This is a genomic window from Streptomyces sp. NPDC046727 (assembly GCF_040645635.1).
In the GTDB taxonomy this organism is placed as follows: Bacteria; Actinomycetota; Actinomycetes; order Streptomycetales; family Streptomycetaceae; genus Streptomyces.
In genome coordinates this window covers 86,577-104,012 of record NZ_JBEYYR010000026.1, presented here as the reverse complement: position 1 = coordinate 104,012, position 17,436 = coordinate 86,577, and the positions used below count along the sequence as shown (strand labels likewise).

The window sequence follows — 17,436 nt, the reverse complement described above, 5'->3', positions numbered from 1 at the left end:
CATCGATCTCCGTCATGCCCCCTTCACCGCCACCGCGAACAGCCGGCGGAACGGCATCACCGTGCCGTACGGCGCGCTCGGGTAGGCCTTGCGCAGCAGGTCCCGGTACTCGGTGACGAACGCGTCCCGTGCCTCGGGGTCGTCGGCGAGGGCGGTCAGGGCGGGTCGCAGGCCGGTGCCCTTCACCCAGTCGAGGACCGGGTCCTCGCCGGTCAGGACGTGGAAGTACGTCGTCTGCCACACGTCGGCCGCGCAGCCGAGGCGGGTGAGGCGGTCCAGGTAGGCGGCGGGGGTGTGCACGGAGTCCGTGCGGCGCAGGACGTCGGCGAGGCGGTCCCGCCAGCGGGGGGTGCCGGCGAGGTCACGCATCAGGGCGTGCAGGGGGGCGTCGATGTTGTCGGGGACCTGGAAGGCGAAGGCGCCGCCGGGCCGCAGGGCGGCGATCCAGTCGCCGAAGCGGTCGGCGTGACCCGGCACCCACTGGAGGGTGGCGTTGGAGACGATCAGGTCGTACGGCTCCCCGGGTGTCCAGGTGCGGACGTCGGCGGGGGCGAAGTCCAGCCGGCCGCCGCCGGCCGTGGGTCCCTCGTGGTCGACGTGGGCCTTGTCGAGCATGTCGGGCGAGTTGTCGTATCCGGTGATGTGGGCGGTGGGCCAGCGGTCGGCGATGAGGGCGGTGACGTTGCCGGGGCCGCAGCCGAGGTCGGCGATCCGGGGCCGGTCGCCGGGCAGCGCCGGGACGCGGGCGAGGAGGTCGGCGAAGGGCCGGGCCCGGTGACCGGCGTGGCGGAGGTACTGAGCGGGATCCCAAGTGGTCATGTCGTCCACTCTCCCCGGCCAAACATCTCGACGTCAAGAGACTCGACATCAAGAGACTTCATGTCGACACAACCACTACACTGATCTCCATGGAGGACGAGGTCGATCGGCTGGTCGCAGCGTGGCGCCGGGAGCGTCCGGACCTCGACGTGGAGCCGCTGGAAGTGCTGAGCCGGGTGAGCCGACTCGCCCGGCATCTGGACCGTGCCCGCCGGCTCGCCTTCGCCGAGCACCAGCTGGAGCCCTGGGAGTTCGACGTGCTGACCGCGCTGCGGCGCGCGGGCACGCCGTACCAGCTCTCCCCCGGCCAGCTGCTGACGCAGACCCTGGTCACCTCGGGCACGATGACCAACCGGATCGACCGGCTCGCTAAGAAGGGCCTGGTCGAGCGGCTGCCCGACCCGAGCGACCGGCGGGGCGTGCTGGTCCGGCTGACCGACGAGGGCCGGGACCGCGCGGACCAGGCGCTGGCGGGCCTGCTGGAGCAGGAACGGGCGATCCTCGCCGAACTGTCCCGCGCCCAGCGCGCGGAACTGGCCGGGCTGCTACGCCAGCTGACCGCCCCGTTCGACAACATCCCCGGCTAGGTCCACCGGGCCCACCCCGGCCCGCCGGGCCAGCGCGACGGCGGCCAGCGTGGAGTGGACGCCCAGCTTGCCGAGGACGTTCTGCATATGGGTGCGGACGGTGTGCGGGGAGAGGAACAACCGCTCGGCGACGGCCTTGCGGCCGAGCCCGGCGACCATGCAGCGCAGCACCTCCCGCTCCCTCGGGGTGAGGGACTCCACCAGCCGCTCGCTCTCGGTGCGGTGCCGGCGGGCGGCCGTCAGTTCCTTCAGCACCCCGGTGAGCAGCGCGGGCGGCAGATGCGTCTCGTCACGCAGCACTCCTCGTATCACCGTCAGCAGCCGGGACAGCGAGCAGTCCTTGGCGACCCAGCCGGAGGCGCCGGCCTGCAGCGCGAGGGCCGCGCGACGCGGGTCGTCCTTCTCGGCGAGGACGACGATCCGTACGGCGGGCTGGGCCACGCGGACCCCGGCGACGAGGGAAATCCCGTCGACCAGGCCCTCCTCGTTGCCCTCCCGCACCGGGACGGCCGGGCGGGCGCCGGGCAGGTTGCCGCCCAGGTCGGCGTCGACCAGGAGGACGTCGTAGCGGCGGCCCTCGCCGGCCGCGCGCTCCAGGCAGCGCAGCGCGGCCGGGCCGCTGCCTGCGGCGAAGACGTCGACGTCCGGCTCGGCGGCCAGCGCGGCGGCGAGCGACTCGGCGAAGATGCGGTGGTCGTCGACGACCAGGACTCGGATGCGAACCACGAAACCCCCTTCCCCAGGCTCCGCGTGGAGCAGGGGATACCCAAGGTCCGGAAAGCTCCGGAACAGGCCGTCCGGAAATACCCGGAAAAGGTCCGGAGAACGACGACGCGCACGGGGTACGACACCCGCGGACAGGGACACACACCGCACGGCCGCCGCCGTTGCGGACACTGCTACCCCACCGCGGGCGTCGTACCCGCCTGTCTCGCCCCCTGAGCGGCACCGGCCCCCACCGGTGCTGTTCCACAGAGTACGGATGAGAGCACGCAGCGGAAGGAGATTTGCAGAACTGGCCGCCCAGCACGTTTATGGTGTGCCGCATGTTTCGTATTGAGGCGGAAGTCGACAAAGACCGACGTGATCTGCTCCGCTCACGGCTGCGGGACACCAACACGGCGGCGTCCCCGGTCCTGGCGGCCCTGCGCGGCACACCCGGCGAGCGCGAGGCCCCGCTCCACGTCTGGGCGCTGGACGCCGCCGGCGACCTCGCGGGCGGCCTGGTCGGCCACACCTGGACGACCTGGCTGCACGTCACCTACCTGTGGGTCGACGCCGCCCACCGCGGCACGGGCCTGGGCGCACGCCTGCTCACCGAGGCCGAGCACATCGCCGCGGCCGGCCGCGGCTGCACGGCCGCCCGTGTGGAGACCTGGGACTTCCAGGCCCCGGGGTTCTACCGGAAGCAGGGCTACGAGGTGGTGTGCGTGATCCCCGACTATCCGCCGGGGATCACGGAGTACACACTGACGAAGCGGCTGGGCTGACGGGAGGTCAGGCCAGCCGCCGGGCCCCGGCGGACGGTACGGCCTCGAAGACCCGCGGGGCCGTGAGGTCCGCCGCGGCGAAGGCCGCTTCGACCGCCTTGGTGAGGGTGTCGACGTCCGTCGCCTCCGCCAGGACGATCGCCGAGCCGCCGAAGCCGCCGCCGGTCATCCGGGCGCCCAGGGCGCCGTTCGCCAGGGCGGTGTCGACGACCAGGTCCAGCTCCGGGCAGGAGATGCGGAAGTCGTCGCGCAGGGAGGCGTGACCCTCGGTCAGGACGGCGCCGATGGCGCGGGTCTCGCCGGCGCGGAGCAGGGCGACGGTCCGCTCGACCCGCTGATCCTCCGTCACCACGTGCCGGACCAGGCGGATCACCTCCTCCTCGTCGCCCAGGCGGGCGAGGGCCGCGTCCAGTTCGGCGTACGGGATGTCCCGCAGGGCGTCGACGCCGAGCAGGGCCGCGCCCTTCTCGCAGCCGGCCCGGCGCTTGCCGTACTCGCCGCCGCTGTGGGCGTGCTTGACCTGGGTGTCCACGACCAGCAGCCGCAGGCCCTCGGCCGCGAGATCGAAGGGGATCTGCTGCTGGGACAGGTCACGCGTGTCCAGGAACAGCGCGTGGCCCTGCTCGCAGCAGGCCGACGCCGTCTGGTCCATGATGCCGGTCGGGGCGCCGACGTAGACGTTCTCGGCGCGCTGGCACAGCCGGGCCAGCCTCCAGCGCTGCAGGCCGAGGCCGAACAGGTCGTTCAGCGCGAGCGCGATCACGACCTCCAGCGCGGCGGACGAGGACAGCCCCGCGCCGGTCGGGACCGTGGAGGAGAGGTGGACGTCGGCGCCGGTGATCTCGTGGCCCGCCTCGCGCAGCGCCCAGACGACGCCCGCCGGGTACGCCGTCCAGTTCTCGTCGCTCTGCGGGGCGAGGGCGTCCAGCCGCAGCTCCACGACGCCGCCCTCGACGTCCGCCGAGTGCAGGCGCAGGATCCCGTCGTCCCGGCGCGAGACGGCCGCGATCGCCTGGTGCGGCAGCGCGAACGGCATGACGAAGCCGTCGTTGTAGTCGGTGTGCTCGCCGATCAGGTTGACGCGGCCGGGTGCCGCCCAGACGCCCTCCGGTGCGGCACCGTACAGCTCGGTGAAGCGCTCCGCGACCCGCTGTGCCCCCACTAGTGCTCCTTTGCGATGCTCTGCGCGAACTCCCAGGCGTCCGCGACGATCCCCGCGAGGTCCGCGCGGGTCGGGTTCCAGCCCAGTTTCTCGCGGGCGGTGTCCGCGGAGGCGACCAGGACGGCGGGGTCGCCGCCCCGGCGCGGGGCCACCACCTCGGGGATCGGATGGCCGGTGACCTCGCGGACGGTCTCGACGACCTGGCGGACGGAGAAGCCGTTTCCGTTGCCGAGGTTGCAGATCAGGTGCTCGCCGGGCCGCGCCGCGGTCAGGGCCAGCAGATGCGCGTCCGCCAGGTCGGCCACGTGGATGTAGTCGCGGATGCAGGTGCCGTCGGGGGTCGGGTAGTCGTCGCCGTAGACCGAGATCGCGTCACGGCGGCCCTGGGCGACCTGGAGGACCAGCGGGATGAGGTGCGACTCGGGGTCGTGCCGCTCGCCGTAGGCGCCGTACGCGCCCGCCACGTTGAAGTAGCGCAGCGACACCGCGGCCAGGCCGTGGGCGTTCGCCTCGCTGGTGATCATGTGGTCGACGGCGAGCTTGGAGGCGCCGTAGGGGTTGGTGGGCTTGGTCGGGGCGGTCTCCACGATCGGGACCTGCTCGGGCTCGCCGTAGGTGGCCGCGGTGGAGGAGAAGACCAGCGTGCGGACGCCGGCCTCGCGCATCGCGGCGAGCAGGGCCATGGAGCCGGCGACGTTGTTGTCCCAGTACTTCTCCGGCTTCACGACCGACTCGCCGACCTGCGAGGACGCCGCGAAGTGCAGCACGCCGTCGAAGGAGGGGTCGAGCCACTTGGCGGCGTCCCGGATGTCGCCCTCGACGAACGCGGCACCGGCCGGGACGCCCGCGCGGAATCCGGTCGAGAGGTTGTCGAGGACGGTGACCTCGTGGCCGGCCTCCAGCAGATGCTGGGCCACGACACTGCCGACGTATCCCGCGCCACCCGTCACCAGGTACTTCATGAACTCGCTACCTCTCGCAGTCGCTCGGCCGCGCGCTCCGGCGGCACGTCGTTGATGAACACGTTCATGCCGGACTCGGAACCCGCGAGAAACTTCAGCTTGCCGGAAGTGCGGCGAATGGTGAAAAGCTCTAGGTGGAGCGCGAAGTCGTCGCGCGTCACGCCGTCGAACTCGTCCAGCGCGCCGAACGGGGCCTGGTGCCAGGCCGCGATGTACGGCGTCGGAGGCTCACCCTCGCCGAAGATCCGGTCGAAGCGCCTCAAGAGTTCCAGATAGACCTGGGGGAATTCTGTGCGCGCCGCCTCGTCGAGCGCGAGCAGATCGGGCACCCGGCGCTTCGGGTACAGGTGGACCTCGTAGGGCCAGTGCGCCGCGTACGGCACGAAGGCCGCCCAGTGTTCACCCTCAAGGACGACCCGCTCCCCGGCGAGTTCCCGTTCCAGGACCGCGTCGAACAGGTTCTCCCCGCCGGTCGCCTCCCGGTGGGCGGCGAGCGAGCGGAGCATCAGCGCGGTGCGCGGGGTGGTGAAGGGGTAGGCGTAGATCTGTCCGTGCGGATGGCCGAGGGTCACGCCGATCTCGGCACCGCGGTTCTCGAAACAGAACACCTGCTCGACGGAGGGCAGATGCGACAGCTCCGACGTGCGGTCCGTCCACGCGTCCAGGACGAGCCTCGCCTGCTCCGGGCCGAGGTCGGCGAAGGAGGCGTCGTGGTCGGAGGTGAAGCAGACGACCTCGCAGCGGCCGGAGTCGCCGGCGAGGGAGGGGAACCGGTTCTCGAAGACGACGACGTCGTACGAGGAGTCCGGGATCTCGCTGAGCCGGTCGCCGCGCGTCGGGCACAGCGGGCACTCGTCGGCCGGCGGATGGTAGATGCGGCCCTGGCGGTGGGAGGCGATCGCCACCGAGTCGCCGAGCAGCACGTCGCGGCGGACCTCGGACGTGGTGATCGTACGGTCCAGCGGGCGGCGGTCGGCGGCGTCCCGCACGGTGTCGTCCCGGAGGTCGTAGTAGATCAGCTCACGACCGTCGGCCAGCCGGGTCGAGGTCTTCTTCACGGGTGGACTCCTCTACGTCCCGCACCCCATCAGCTCAACACAATCAAACATAACAGACCACAACTCCACAACGCCCTGGATCATCACGATCAAACAAAGAACACCAACAGAAGTGTTCAATAACTGAACACGGAGGCGTAGGTTCCGCTCTGATCAGTTCGCGCAACGAAGCGAGTTCTTCATGCAAACCCCCACATACGGCACCGTCCACCTGGCGGCGGAGCTACGGCTCCCCACCAACTGGCTGGACTACACGATCCTGGCGATCTACTTCGTCGTCGTCCTCGGCATCGGCTTCGCCGCCCGCCGCTCGGTGAAGACCAGCCTCGACTTCTTCCTCTCCGGACGCTCGCTGCCCGCCTGGATCACCGGCCTCGCCTTCATCTCGGCGAACCTGGCGGCCACCGAGATCCTCGGCATGGCCGCGAACAGCGCCCAGTACGGCGCCTACACCGTCCACTGGTACTGGATCGGCGCCATCCCCGCCATGGTCTTCCTGGGCCTCGTGATGATGCCCTTCTACTACGGCAGCAAGGTCCGCTCGGTGCCCGAGTTCCTGCTGCTGCGCTTCGACCGGGCCGCTCACCTGCTCAGTTCGATCCTGTTCGCGTTCGCCGCGATCCTCATCGCCGGCGTCAACCTCTACGCCCTCGCGATCGTCGTCGAGGCCCTGCTCGGCTGGCCGCAGTGGGTCGCCATCGTCGTCGCCGGCGCCTTCGTGCTCGCCTACATCACGCTCGGCGGCCTGTCCTCGGCGATCTACAACGAGGTGCTCCAGTTCTTCGTGATCCTCGCCGCCCTCATCCCGATCACCATCCTCGGCCTGAAGAAGGTCGGCGGCTGGGGCGGCCTGACCGACAAGCTCACCGCGACCCACGGCGCCGACTTCACCACGGCCTGGGGCGGCACCGGGATCGGCCACGCCAACCCGCTGGGCGCGAACTGGCTGACCATCGTCCTCGGCCTCGGCTTCGTGCTCTCCTTCGGCTACTGGACCACCAACTTCGCCGAGGTGCAGCGCGCGCTGTCCGCGAAGAACCTCTCCGCGGGGCAGCGGACCCCGCTGATCGCCGCCTACCCGAAGATCTTCATCGTCTTCCTGGTGATGATCCCGGGCCTGGTCGCCGCCGCGCTGATCCCGAAGTTCGGCACCGCCGGCTCCGGCTACCAGTACAACGACGCCATCCCCTTCCTGATGCAGGAGCTGCTGCCCAACGGCGTGCTCGGCATCGCCGTCACCGGCCTGCTGGCGGCCTTCATGGCGGGCATGGCCGCGAACGTGTCGTCCTTCAACACCGTGTTCACCAACGACATCTGGGCGAAGTACGTGGTGCGGGGCCGCGAGGACGGGTACTACGTGAGGTTCGGCCGCCTGATCACCGCGATCGGCGTGTGCGCGTCCGTCGGCACGGCGTTCCTGGCGTCCTCGTTCTCGAACATCATGAGCTACCTGCAGACGCTGTTCTCCTTCTTCAACGTGCCGATGTTCGTCGTCTTCATCGTCGGCATGTTCTGGAAGCGCGCGTCCGCCAAGTCCGGCTTCTGGGGCCTGCTCGCCGGCACCGTGACCGCGATGGTCAACTACTTCGTCCTCTACAAGAAGGACATCATCTCCATCCCCTCCGACCAGGGCGCCAACTTCGTCTCCGCCATCGCGGGCTTCGTCGCCGGCGCGGTCGTGATGGTCGCGGTCTCCCTGTTCACCCGGCCGAAGCCGGCGGAAGAGCTGCAGGGCCTGGTCTACGGCACCCGCTCCCCCGGCATGTCCGAACCGCCCGCACCCGGCGACGAGGCCTGGTACCGCAAGCCGGCCCTGCTGGGCTGGGGCGCGGTCGTCCTGGCCGCCGCCTGCTACATCCCGTTCTCGTTCTGACGCGGGAGGATCGAGGAAACCATGTCCGAACACCCTGAGCACCCCGACCGGCGCCACCACTACACCGAGCAGGAGGTGGCGCGGGAAGTCGACGAGCTGGAGACCAAGTCGGCGACCGCGGCCCGCATCTTCGACCTGCGCCGCATCATCGGCGGCCTGTTCGTGGTCTACGGCGTCATCGTCACGATCACCGGCATCACCGACTCCCAGTCCGCCATCGACAAGGCCGAGGGCGTCAACATCAACCTCTGGACCGGCATCGGCATGCTGCTCCTGGGCCTCTTCTTCCTGGCCTGGCTGAAGCTCCGCCCGACCCCTCCGCCTCTTCCTCCGGAGGGTCTGCCGGAGGAGAGGGAGGGCGAGTAGCGCCGTTTCCGTCCGCGGGCGCGCGGGGGCTGGTCGCGCAGTTCCCCGCGCCCCTTGCGGGGGCGGCACCGGCGCAGGGTGCCTACTCGGTACCGGAACCCAACGGTCCCGCCCGGTCCAGCAAGCCCGTCCGCGCGGCCAGCGCCGCCGCCTCCAGCCTCGACCCCACCCCCAGCTTCATCAGCACCCGCTGCACATGCGTACGGGCCGTGCTCGGCGCGATCCCCATCCCCGCCGCGATCCGCCGCGTGTCCTCCCCGTCGGCGACCCGGACCAGCACCTCCACCTCCCGCGGCGTCAGCATCTCCAGCAGCCGCTGCGCCTCGTCGTCCGGCTGCGCCGCAGGGTTCAGCAGTTCACCGAACGCCCCCTGCAGCAGCTGCGGAGCCACCGCGGCCTCCCCGGCCCGGGCCTTCATGATGGCCCGCTCGACCCCCTCGATCCGCTCGTCGTGCCGCACGTACCCCGACGCACCGGCGGCGAAGGCCGCCGCGATCCCGCGCGGCGACGGCACCGGACCCAGCACGAGCACCGCCACCTGCGGCCGCTCCCGCTTGATCTTCACCACCGGGTCGAAGATCCCCGGCTCGGCCGGCGCCGCCGTACCCAGCAGACACACCTCCGGCGCCCGCGCGATCACCAGATCCGCCGCGCCCGCGGCCGGCGCCGCCGCGGCCACCACCCGGTGCCCGCGCAGCTTGAGCGCCGACGCCAGCGCCTCCGCGAGCAGGCGATGGTCGTCGACGACCATGAGCCGCACTCCCATGCAACAACCCCCCAGACCCCCCGGCACCCCCGCCCTTCATGCCCCCGGAAGCTACACGCTTGTTCGACGTCGCGCTGCCCCTCCAGATGAGAAGTGCCCCGGATCGATGAAATCCGGGGCACTTCTCGGCAAGTCACCCATTCGGGCGAGGCTCGCGACGGCGGGGGCGGACGGTCAGCCGCCCGTGCCGAACGCCACCACCAGGTACTCCTTGCCGTACGACGAACTCGACTTGTGGGCGTACACGGCCGACATGAACAGGCGGCCCTTGCCGAAGAGGACCTCCGCGTACTCCGGCAGCAGGCTGGTCTCCGCGTCGTGCACGGTCCGCGTCCCCGGGTTCTCCAGCAGCTTGGTCTCCTTGAACGAGCCGCCGTCGAGGCTCACGATCTGGCCGCCCTTGTTGTACGGCGGCTCCTTGTAGGCGAGGAGATTGCCGCCGTCCATGCGCAGCGGGGAGATCGTGTACCCGTCGCCGGCCTCGGCCCGCTGGCCGGTCGGCTTGCCGGTCTTCAGGTCGAAGGAGACGATCTCGTTGGTCTTGGAGTACTCGCCGGTGCCGTCGTGTTCCTCGGTCATCAGATACAGCCTGCCGTTGCCGGCGACCATCTGCTTGCAGCCGTCGACGAGGTAGACGTCGTCGCAGTCGCCCCCGTAGGTGTCGGCGGGCGAGGGGATGCGGGCGAGGAGCTTGCCGGTCTTGTTGTCGACCGAGAAGAAGTCGGAGATGCCGCCGCTCGAGTTGTCGCCGACCTCCGCCGCGACCACCAGCGGGTCGGTGGAGACGAGGGAGGCGTACTCGACGCCGTCGGGCATCTTGAACTCGGAGATCACCTTCCCGCTCTTCGGGTCGATGGTCTGGACGCTCAGCTGCCGGTCGTCGTACGAGCCGCACTTGCGGACCGCGACCAGCCGGCTGCCGCCGCCGTACCCCGAGTCGAAGCAGGTGTCGTCCGGCTTCGGCTGCCACAGCGTCTTGCCGGAGTCGATGTCGAACGCGGCGCCGCCGTCGCTGCTGCCGACCGCGACGGTCTGCTGAGCGACCGTCACATTCTGGAAGTTGACCGGGAAGTCACCGGACTTGATCGACTTCGTCCACAGCTTCTTCCCCGCGGTGAGGTCGATCGCCGCGACCTGGCTGCAGCCGGCGGAGGAGCCCTTCGCGGGCATCTTCGGCTGGAAGGTGATCGCCGTCCGGCCGTCCTCGGTGACAGGGCGGCTGGCGGCGCAGACCGGGCCGGGCAGCTTGATCGTCCAGAGCTTGGTGCCCTTGGCCGGGTCGTAGCCGACGATCTCCGCGATGCCGCTCTTGGCGTACACCGTGTCCGTCAGCCACGAGCCCGAGGTGACGACCGTGTCGTCCGTCTTGGGCATCGGCACCTCGAAGAGCACCGAGGAGGCCGGGTCGGCCGGCGCCTTCTCCTTGCCGCCACCGCCGGTCGGCCCTCCGGAGCCGCCCTTGTCGCCACCGGTGCCGCCGCTGGAGGAGGCGGTGTCGTGCTGCTTGCCGTCGTCCCCGGAGGACTTGGCGTACCAGATGCCGCCGCCGACGATCAGCGCGATGGCGACGACCGCCGCGACGACGATGAACAGCGCGGTGTTGTTCCGCCCGCCGCCGCCCGACCCCGCCTGGGGCTGCATCGCCACGGTCGGCGGCTGCCCCTGACCCGGATAGCCGTAGCCCGGCTGCACGCCCTGCATGGGCTGCGTGGGCTGGGCGTACGGGTTCTGCGGCGGGGCGGGCTGCGCGCCGTAGCCGGCGGGCTGGTTGTAGACGGTCGGCTGCTGGGCGTACGGATTCTGCTGCGCGCCGGGGTAGCCGTAACCGGGCTGCGGGGCCTGGGCCGGCGGCTGCGGGGTCTGCGGGTAGCCGTAGCCCGGCTGCGGCTGCGGGGGCTGGGCCGGTGGCTGCTGGGGCGGCTGCGGCGGCTGGTTCGGGGGCGGCGGGGGCGGCTGGGTCATGACGCGGGTACCTCGGGGACGCTCGGAAGGCCGTACGGCAAAGGGGACGCGGACTCGGGAGGAGACGGGGGCTCAGTTGCCGAACGCCATGATCAGCTTCTCCTTCGAGTCGTCGTCGCCGGAGAGCCGGCCCGAGGAGATGAAGAACCGCCCGCCGCTCCAGTCGACGACCCCGTCGTAGAAGGTGTTCTCGACGTCGGCGGCGCCCTCCGGGTTCTGCAGCAGCCTGGTCGTCTTGTGGGAGGAACCGGTGACCGGGACCGACACCACCTGGCCGCCCGAGTCGTACGACGGCTGCACGTACGCGATGAGCTTGCCGCCCTCGGCCTTCACCGGCGCCATCGGCCGGTCCGACGGGGACTTGACCCGCCACTTCTCCTTGCCGTCGGAGAGGCTGATCGCGACGATCTCGTTGGCGCGGATGGTGGAGTCGGTGGGCAGGTAGAGCGTGTCGGCGTCGACCGCGACACCCTGGCAGCCCTGCAGCTCGCGTTCGAGGACCGCCCAGCCGCAGCGGGGGGCGAACTTCTCGTCCACCTTGACCTCCGAACGGAACTTGCCGTTCGCGGTGAAGGTGGAGATGTTCCAGGCCTTCTTGTCCCGGTTGGTCAGGTAGACCACGAGCGGGTCGACCGAGTACGTCCGGGACACCTCCCAGCCCTTCTTGACCGGCTGGGTCCAGCGCACCTTGCCGGTGGCCGGGTCGAGTTCCTGGATCTCCTCGTGCTCGCTCGCGGTGCCGGCGCCGCAGGACGCCACCTGGATCAGCCGGCTGGTGCCGCCCGCGAAGGCGGCCGGGAAGCAGGCGGAGCCGTAGCGCTTCTTGTCGTACAGCTTCTTGCCGCTGTCGATGTCGTACGCCGTGCCCGACTGCGAACGGCCCACCATCAGCGTCTTGCCGCTCACCGTCAGTTCGACGGTGAGCGCGCTGTCGAACAGCCCGCCGTCGGCGACCTCGCCGCTCCAGCCCTTCTCGCCGGTGCGCAGGTCGAGCTGCTGGAGCTGGTTGCACTTGGCGCGGTCGCCGCCGCCGTTCATGTACGCCACGACGATCTTGTCGTCGGCCGACTTCTGCGGGGTGGCCGCGCAGATCTTCTGCGGGAAGGTGACCGGGCCCCAGGCGGTGCTGCCGTCACCGGCGCCGAAGGCGAAGACCTGCTTGTACGCCGCCTTCACCGCCGTGTCGCCGCTGACCCACATGCCGGGCGCGTCGGCGCCGGACGCGGGGGCGTCCGGGGCCGGCTTGTACCAGAGCACCTTGGCCTCGCCGGCCTGCCGGCCCGCGTTGAGGTGGTCCGGGTCGTCACCGCCGGGGGACGCGGTCGGCGTGCCGGAGGAGGACTGCTTGGAGTCGTCGCTGTGCTCGGCGACGGGCTTCTTCTGGCCCTCGTCGCCGTCGCCGCCGGCGAACGCGAACACCGTGCCGCCGATGACGAGCAGCGCGGCCACCGCGGCACCGATGATCAGCGCCGTCTTCTTCCGGTTGCCCTGCCCGCCCCCGACGGGGCCGCCGGGCGCGCCCGGGTACGGCGGCTGCTGCGGGTGCCCGTAGCCGGGCTGGGCAGCGCCGTACGGGCCCGGCTGCTGCGGGGCTTGCGGGTAGCCGTAGGGCCCCGGGGCACCGCCGCCGTACGGCCCGGGCTGCTGCGGGTAGCCGTAGCCCGGCTGGGGCTGCTGCGGGGGCGCGGCGGGCGGCTGGGGCGCGCCGAAGCCGCCCTGCGCCGGTGGCGTCTGCGGAGCGCCGAAACCACCCTGCGCCGGTGGCGTCTGCGGGGCGGGGCCGAAGCCACCGCCCTGCGGCGGCTGGTCCTGCGGCGGTCCGAACCCGCCCTGCGGCGGCTGGTTGGGCGGCTGAGTCATCAGCGCTCTTCCCCCTCGTTCACTGATTTTTTTCGCCACGCCCGGAGGTTCGTGACCGACCCGAGGTCGTTTTCAGACAGTTCTCAGACGGCTCTTTCTATCACCCGGGACTGACAGCACAGGGGGCCGCGTCCGCCCCTGTTCCCAAGGGCGGACCGGCCCGTGATGCCGTTGTTATGACCCTTCACGGCCCCTTCACGGGGCACACGTCAGGCGTCCTCCGCCAGTTCCAGCCAGCGCAGCTCCAGTTCCTCGCGCTCCCCGGCGAGGTCCCGCAGCTGGGCGTCCAGTTCGGCCACCTTCGCGAAGTCGGTCGCGTTGTCGGCGATCTGGGCGTGCAGCTTGGACTCCTTCTCGGAGATCTTGTCCAACTGGCGCTCGATCTTCTGGAGTTCCTTCTTCGCGGCGCGCTGGTCGGCGGCGCTCTTCTCCGCGGTGGCCGGCTTGGGCGCCGCGGCGGCGGCCTGCGCGGCGACGGCCTCCTCCATCCGCTGGCGCCGCTCCAGGTACTCGTCGATCCCGCGCGGCAGCATCCGCAGGGCGCCGTCGCCGAGGAGGGCGAACACCCGGTCCGTCGTACGCTCCACGAAGAACCGGTCGTGGGAGATGACGATCATCGAGCCGGGCCAGCCGTCGAGGACGTCCTCCAGCTGCGTGAGGGTCTCGATGTCGAGGTCGTTGGTGGGCTCGTCCAGGAAGAGGACGTTGGGCTCGTCCATGAGGAGCCGCAGCAGCTGCAGGCGCCGCCGCTCACCACCCGACAGGTCGCCGACCGGCGTCCACTGCTTCTCCTTGTTGAAGCCGAACGTCTCGCACAGCTGCCCGGCCGTCATCTCGCGCCCCTTGCCGAGGTCGACGCGCTCCCGGACCTGCTGCACGGCCTCCAGCACCCGCCAGGTGGGGTCGAGTTCGGCGACCTCCTGGGAGAGGTAGGCGAGCTTGACGGTCTTTCCGACGGCGATACGGCCGGCGGCGGGCTGCGCCTCGCCCTCGGTCCGCGCGGCCTCGGCCATGGCCCGCAGCAGCGAGGTCTTCCCGGCCCCGTTGACCCCGACGAGGCCGATCCGGTCACCCGGCCCGAGCTGCCAGGTGACGTGCTTGAGCAGCACCTTGGGCCCGGCCTGCACGGTGATGTTCTCCAGGTCGAAGACGGTCTTGCCGAGCCGCGAGGAGGCGAACTTCATCAGCTCGCTGCTGTCCCGGGGCGGCGGAACGTCCGCGATCAGCTCGTTGGCGGCCTCGACGCGGAAGCGCGGCTTGGACGTCCGCGCGGGCGCGCCGCGGCGCAGCCAGGCCAGCTCCTTGCGGATCAGGTTCTGCCGCTTGGCCTCCTCCGTGGCGGCGATCCGCTCACGCTCCGCGCGCGCGAAGACGTAGTCCGAGTAACCGCCCTCGTACTCGTACACGTCGCCGCGCTGCACGTCCCACATGCGCGTGCACACCTGGTCCAGGAACCACCGGTCGTGCGTCACGCACACCAGTGCCGACCGCCGGTTCCGCAGGTGCTGGGCGAGCCAGGCGATGCCCTCGACGTCGAGGTGGTTGGTGGGCTCGTCCAGGACGATCAGGTCCTGCTCCTCGATGAGCAGCTTGGCGAGCGCGATACGGCGCCGCTCGCCACCGGAGAGCGGCCCGATGACGGTGTCCAGGCCCTTGGGGAAGCCCGGCAGGTCCAGCCCCCCGAACAGCCCCGTCAGCACATCCCTGACCTTGGCGTTGCCGGCCCACTCGTGGTCGGCCATGTCACCGATGACCTCGTGACGCACGGTGGCGGCCGGGTCGAGCGAGTCGTGCTGGGTCAGCACCCCGAGGCGCAGCCCGCCCGAGTGCGTGACCCGCCCGGTGTCGGCCTCCTCCAGCTTGGCGAGCATCCGGATGAGGGTGGTCTTGCCGTCGCCGTTGCGTCCGACGACCCCGATCCGGTCCCCTTCCGACACGCCGAGCGAGACGCCGTCCAGCAGGGCACGGGTGCCGTACACCTTGCTGACGTTCTCGACATTGACCAGGTTGACGGCCATTTCACTCCTGCGTGCGGGGGTCGGTCAGCCTTCTAGCGTAGGGCCTGCGGGGGTGGGAGCGGGGCGCGAGGGGCTTGTCACTCTTCGTGATGACGTGATCGGGAAACGGCCGCTACGGTGAGAAGGCAGCTGCAGGATCCCGTCCATGGGAGGAACCATGACAGCCCAGCGTGCTGAGCAGCCCGGATGGCGAATGCCCCCGCTGGACGGCTACACCGTCGACGACCTGCTCACCTTGCCGGATCTCCCGCCGCACACAGAGTTGATCGACGGGAGCCTGGTCCTCGTGAGCCCGCAGCGCTACTTCCACTTCGCCACGATTGACTTGCTGGTGAGCGGCCTGCGCCAAACCGTGCCGTCCGACCTGAAGGTCGCTCGTGAGATGACGGTGGTACTGGATCGCCGCAACGGCCCCGAGCCCGACATCTCCGTGATCAAAGCCGCCGCAAAGAAGGGACTGGACCAGACGTACTTCGAAGGAAAGGACGTAGTGCTCGCCGTAGAAGTCATCTCTCCGGAGTCCGAGGCCCGCGATCGGCTCACCAAGACGCACAAGTACGCGGCGGCAGGTATCCAGTACTACTGGCTGGTCGAGATGACCGAACCGCACGACCACCCCGTCATCGAGGTCTTCGAACTCTCGGCGGACACAGGCACGTACCGGTCGACCGGCACCTACCGGGACCGCGTCAAGGTCGACAAGCCGTACCCCATCGACATCGATCTGACGGCGATCGACGAACTCTGAAGCGCTAGAGGACCGTCGCCCCCGCCACCGGCCCCGCCGCCGTCCGCACCGCCCTGCACGTGCCGGACGCCCGCAGGGCCGCCGCCACCTTCTCCGCAGACTCCGCATCCCGCGCGAGGAACGCCGTCGTAGGCCCGGACCCGGAGACCAGCGCGGCCAGCGCACCCGCCCCCCGCCCCGCCTCCAGCGTGTCCGCCAGCTCAGGGAACAGGGACAGCGCGGCAGGCTGAAGATCGTTGGAGACAGCGGCGGCCAGCGCCTCGGCGTCCCCCTTCGCCAGCGCCTCCAGCAGTTCCTGCGAAGCCACCGGCTCGGGAATCTCCCGCCCCTCCGCCAGCCGGTCGAACTCCCGGAACACCGCCGGCGTCGACAGGCCCCGCTCGGCCATCGCGAACACCCAGTGGAAGGTGCCGCCGACCTCCAGGGACGTCAGCTGCTCACCGCGTCCGATACCGAGGGCCGCGCCGCCGACCAGGCTGAACGGCACATCGCTGCCCAGCTCGGCGCAGATCGCGAGCAGCTCGGCCCGCGAGGCGCCCGTGCCCCACAGCCTGTCGCAGGCGAGCAGCGCGCCCGCGCCGTCCGCGCTGCCGCCCGCCATGCCGCCGGCGACCGGGATGTCCTTGGCGATGTGGATGTGCACGGCCGGTTCGATGCCGCGGCGCGCGGCGAGGGTGAGGGCCGCGCGCGCGGCGAGGTTGGTGCGGTCCAGGGGGACCTGGCCGGCGTCCGGGCCGTCGCAGGTGATCCGGAGCTCGTCCGCGGGGGTCACCGTCACCTCGTCGTACAGGCCGACCGCGAGGAAGACGTTGGCCAGGTCGTGGAACCCGTCGGGGCGGGCGGCGCCGACCGCGAGCTGGACGTTGACCTTGGCCGGTACGCGTACCGTGACGCTCACACGCCCGCCTCCTTGTTCTCCGCGATCCGCGCGAACTCCTCCACGGTCAGCGACTCCCCGCGTGCCTGCGGCGAGATCCCGGCCGCGACCAGGGCCGCCTCGGCCGCCGCCGCGGACCCGGCCCAGCCGGCGAGCGCCGCCCGCAGCGTCTTGCGGCGCTGGGCGAAGGCCGCGTCGACCACCGCGAAGACCTCACGCTTGGACGCGGTGGTCTTGATCGGCTCGGCCCGCCGGACGAGGGAGACCAGCCCGCTGTCCACGTTCGGCGCCGGCCAGAAGACATTGCGGCCGATGGCTCCGGCCCGCTTCACGTCCGCGTACCAGTTGGCCTTCACGGACGGCACGCCGTACACCTTGTTGCCGGGCGCCGCGGCGAGCCGGTCGGCGACCTCGGACTGGACCATGACCAGCGTCCGCTCGATGCTCGGGAAGGTGTCGAGCATGTGCAGCAGCACCGGCACGGCGACGTTGTACGGCAGGTTCGCCACCAGGGCCGTCGGAGCGGGGCCGGGCAGCTCGTCGACGTGCATCGCGTCGGAGTGGACCAGCGCGAACCGGTCGGCGCGCTCCGGCATCCGCGTGGCGACGGTCGCGGGCAGGGCGCCGGCCAGGACGTCGTCGATCTCCACCGCGGTGACCCGGTCGGCGACCTCCAGCAGCGCGAGGGTGAGCGAGCCGAGGCCGGGGCCGACCTCGACGACCACGTCGTCGGGGCGCACCTCGGCCGTACGGACGATACGGCGGACCGTGTTGGCGTCGATCACGAAGTTCTGGCCGCGCTGCTTGGTGGGACGGACACCGAGCGCTGCCGCCAGCTCGCGGATGTCGGCCGGGCCGAGAAGGGCGTCGGGGGTGGGGCTGCTCACG

At 71.0% G+C, this 17,436-nt stretch carries 16 protein-coding genes; 5 read left to right on the top strand and 11 right to left on the bottom strand.

The features are described from left to right. Positions 1-12: 12 nt before the first annotated feature. The gene (locus ABZ937_RS28205) at positions 13-819 is read right to left on the bottom strand and encodes a trans-aconitate 2-methyltransferase (protein WP_361696133.1); all 807 of its coding nucleotides are present in this window, start codon (positions 817-819) and stop codon (positions 13-15) included. 89 nt (positions 820-908) lie between these two features. Here ABZ937_RS28205 and tamR point away from each other — a divergent pair, with 89 nt between their 5' ends. Beyond that, entirely contained in the window at positions 909-1,406 is a 498-nt protein-coding gene (gene tamR, locus ABZ937_RS28200) for a MarR family transcriptional regulator TamR (RefSeq protein ID WP_014673201.1), read from the top strand. Here the strand turns inward: tamR and ABZ937_RS28195 are convergent. Beyond that, positions 1,365-2,132: a response regulator transcription factor gene (locus ABZ937_RS28195; protein ID WP_361696132.1), complete on the bottom strand. Its 768-nt coding sequence runs from the start codon at positions 2,130-2,132 to the stop codon at positions 1,365-1,367. The two genes, tamR and ABZ937_RS28195, sit on opposite strands and share 42 nt — an antisense overlap. A 320-nt stretch (positions 2,133-2,452) precedes the next feature. Between ABZ937_RS28195 and ABZ937_RS28190 the strand changes: the two genes are divergently transcribed. After that, positions 2,453-2,896, top strand: coding sequence for an N-acetyltransferase (locus ABZ937_RS28190; protein WP_361696131.1), 444 nt, complete (start codon positions 2,453-2,455; stop codon positions 2,894-2,896). A 7-nt stretch (positions 2,897-2,903) separates the two neighbouring features. Here the strand turns inward: ABZ937_RS28190 and galK are convergent, their stop codons facing one another. The 3 genes from galK to galT are packed head-to-tail and all read right to left on the bottom strand — an operon-like array spanning position 2,904 to position 6,078. Further along, positions 2,904-4,058 (bottom strand): galactokinase, encoded by a 1,155-nt coding sequence (gene galK, locus ABZ937_RS28185; RefSeq protein ID WP_361696130.1) that lies wholly within the window; start codon positions 4,056-4,058, stop codon positions 2,904-2,906. Continuing rightward, positions 4,058-5,020, bottom strand: coding sequence for a UDP-glucose 4-epimerase GalE (galE, locus tag ABZ937_RS28180; protein WP_361696129.1), 963 nt, complete (start codon positions 5,018-5,020; stop codon positions 4,058-4,060). The genes galK and galE overlap by 1 nt, the downstream gene beginning before the upstream one ends. Beyond that, entirely contained in the window at positions 5,017-6,078 is a 1,062-nt protein-coding gene (gene galT, locus ABZ937_RS28175) for a galactose-1-phosphate uridylyltransferase (protein WP_361696128.1), read from the bottom strand. Before galT ends, galE begins: the two co-directional genes overlap by 4 nt. Positions 6,079-6,259: 181 nt before the next feature. Here galT and ABZ937_RS28170 point away from each other — a divergent pair, with 181 nt between their 5' ends. Both ABZ937_RS28170 and ABZ937_RS28165 read left to right on the top strand, forming a co-directional pair. Beyond that, positions 6,260-7,951, top strand: coding sequence for a sodium:solute symporter family protein (locus ABZ937_RS28170; RefSeq protein WP_361696127.1), 1,692 nt, complete (start codon positions 6,260-6,262; stop codon positions 7,949-7,951). A gap of 21 nt (positions 7,952-7,972) precedes the next feature. Then, on the top strand, positions 7,973-8,317 hold the full coding sequence (locus tag ABZ937_RS28165; protein WP_361696126.1) for a hypothetical protein: 345 nt from the start codon (positions 7,973-7,975) through the stop codon (positions 8,315-8,317). 82 nt (positions 8,318-8,399) lie between these two features. On the opposite strand, the gene ABZ937_RS28160 is transcribed toward ABZ937_RS28165, so the two are convergent. From ABZ937_RS28160 to ABZ937_RS28145, 4 genes are all read right to left on the bottom strand, one after another. After that, positions 8,400-9,083, bottom strand: coding sequence for a response regulator transcription factor (locus ABZ937_RS28160; protein WP_361696125.1), 684 nt, complete (start codon positions 9,081-9,083; stop codon positions 8,400-8,402). Between the two features lie 174 nt (positions 9,084-9,257). After that, positions 9,258-11,045 (bottom strand): PQQ-binding-like beta-propeller repeat protein, encoded by a 1,788-nt coding sequence (locus ABZ937_RS28155; RefSeq protein ID WP_361696124.1) that lies wholly within the window; start codon positions 11,043-11,045, stop codon positions 9,258-9,260. Between the two features lie 72 nt (positions 11,046-11,117). Beyond that, positions 11,118-12,905: a PQQ-binding-like beta-propeller repeat protein gene (locus tag ABZ937_RS28150; protein ID WP_361696123.1), complete on the bottom strand. Its 1,788-nt coding sequence runs from the start codon at positions 12,903-12,905 to the stop codon at positions 11,118-11,120. Between the two features lie 209 nt (positions 12,906-13,114). Next, positions 13,115-14,923: an ABC-F family ATP-binding cassette domain-containing protein gene (locus ABZ937_RS28145; protein ID WP_361696122.1), complete on the bottom strand. Its 1,809-nt coding sequence runs from the start codon at positions 14,921-14,923 to the stop codon at positions 13,115-13,117. A 157-nt stretch (positions 14,924-15,080) separates the two neighbouring features. Between ABZ937_RS28145 and ABZ937_RS28140 the strand changes: the two genes are divergently transcribed. Beyond that, positions 15,081-15,671 carry a Uma2 family endonuclease gene (locus tag ABZ937_RS28140; RefSeq protein ID WP_361696121.1) on the top strand — a complete coding sequence of 197 codons (591 nt, stop codon included), beginning with the start codon at positions 15,081-15,083 and terminating at the stop codon, positions 15,669-15,671. Between the two features lie 4 nt (positions 15,672-15,675). Here ABZ937_RS28140 and ABZ937_RS28135 read toward each other — a convergent pair whose 3' ends face one another. Beyond that, positions 15,676-16,569, bottom strand: a complete 894-nt coding sequence (locus tag ABZ937_RS28135) for a 4-(cytidine 5'-diphospho)-2-C-methyl-D-erythritol kinase (protein WP_361696120.1) — start codon at positions 16,567-16,569, stop codon at positions 15,676-15,678. Then, on the bottom strand, positions 16,566-17,435 hold the full coding sequence (gene rsmA / locus ABZ937_RS28130; protein WP_361696119.1) for a 16S rRNA (adenine(1518)-N(6)/adenine(1519)-N(6))-dimethyltransferase RsmA: 870 nt from the start codon (positions 17,433-17,435) through the stop codon (positions 16,566-16,568). Before rsmA ends, ABZ937_RS28135 begins: the two co-directional genes overlap by 4 nt. Between the last annotated feature and the right edge of the window lies 1 nt (position 17,436).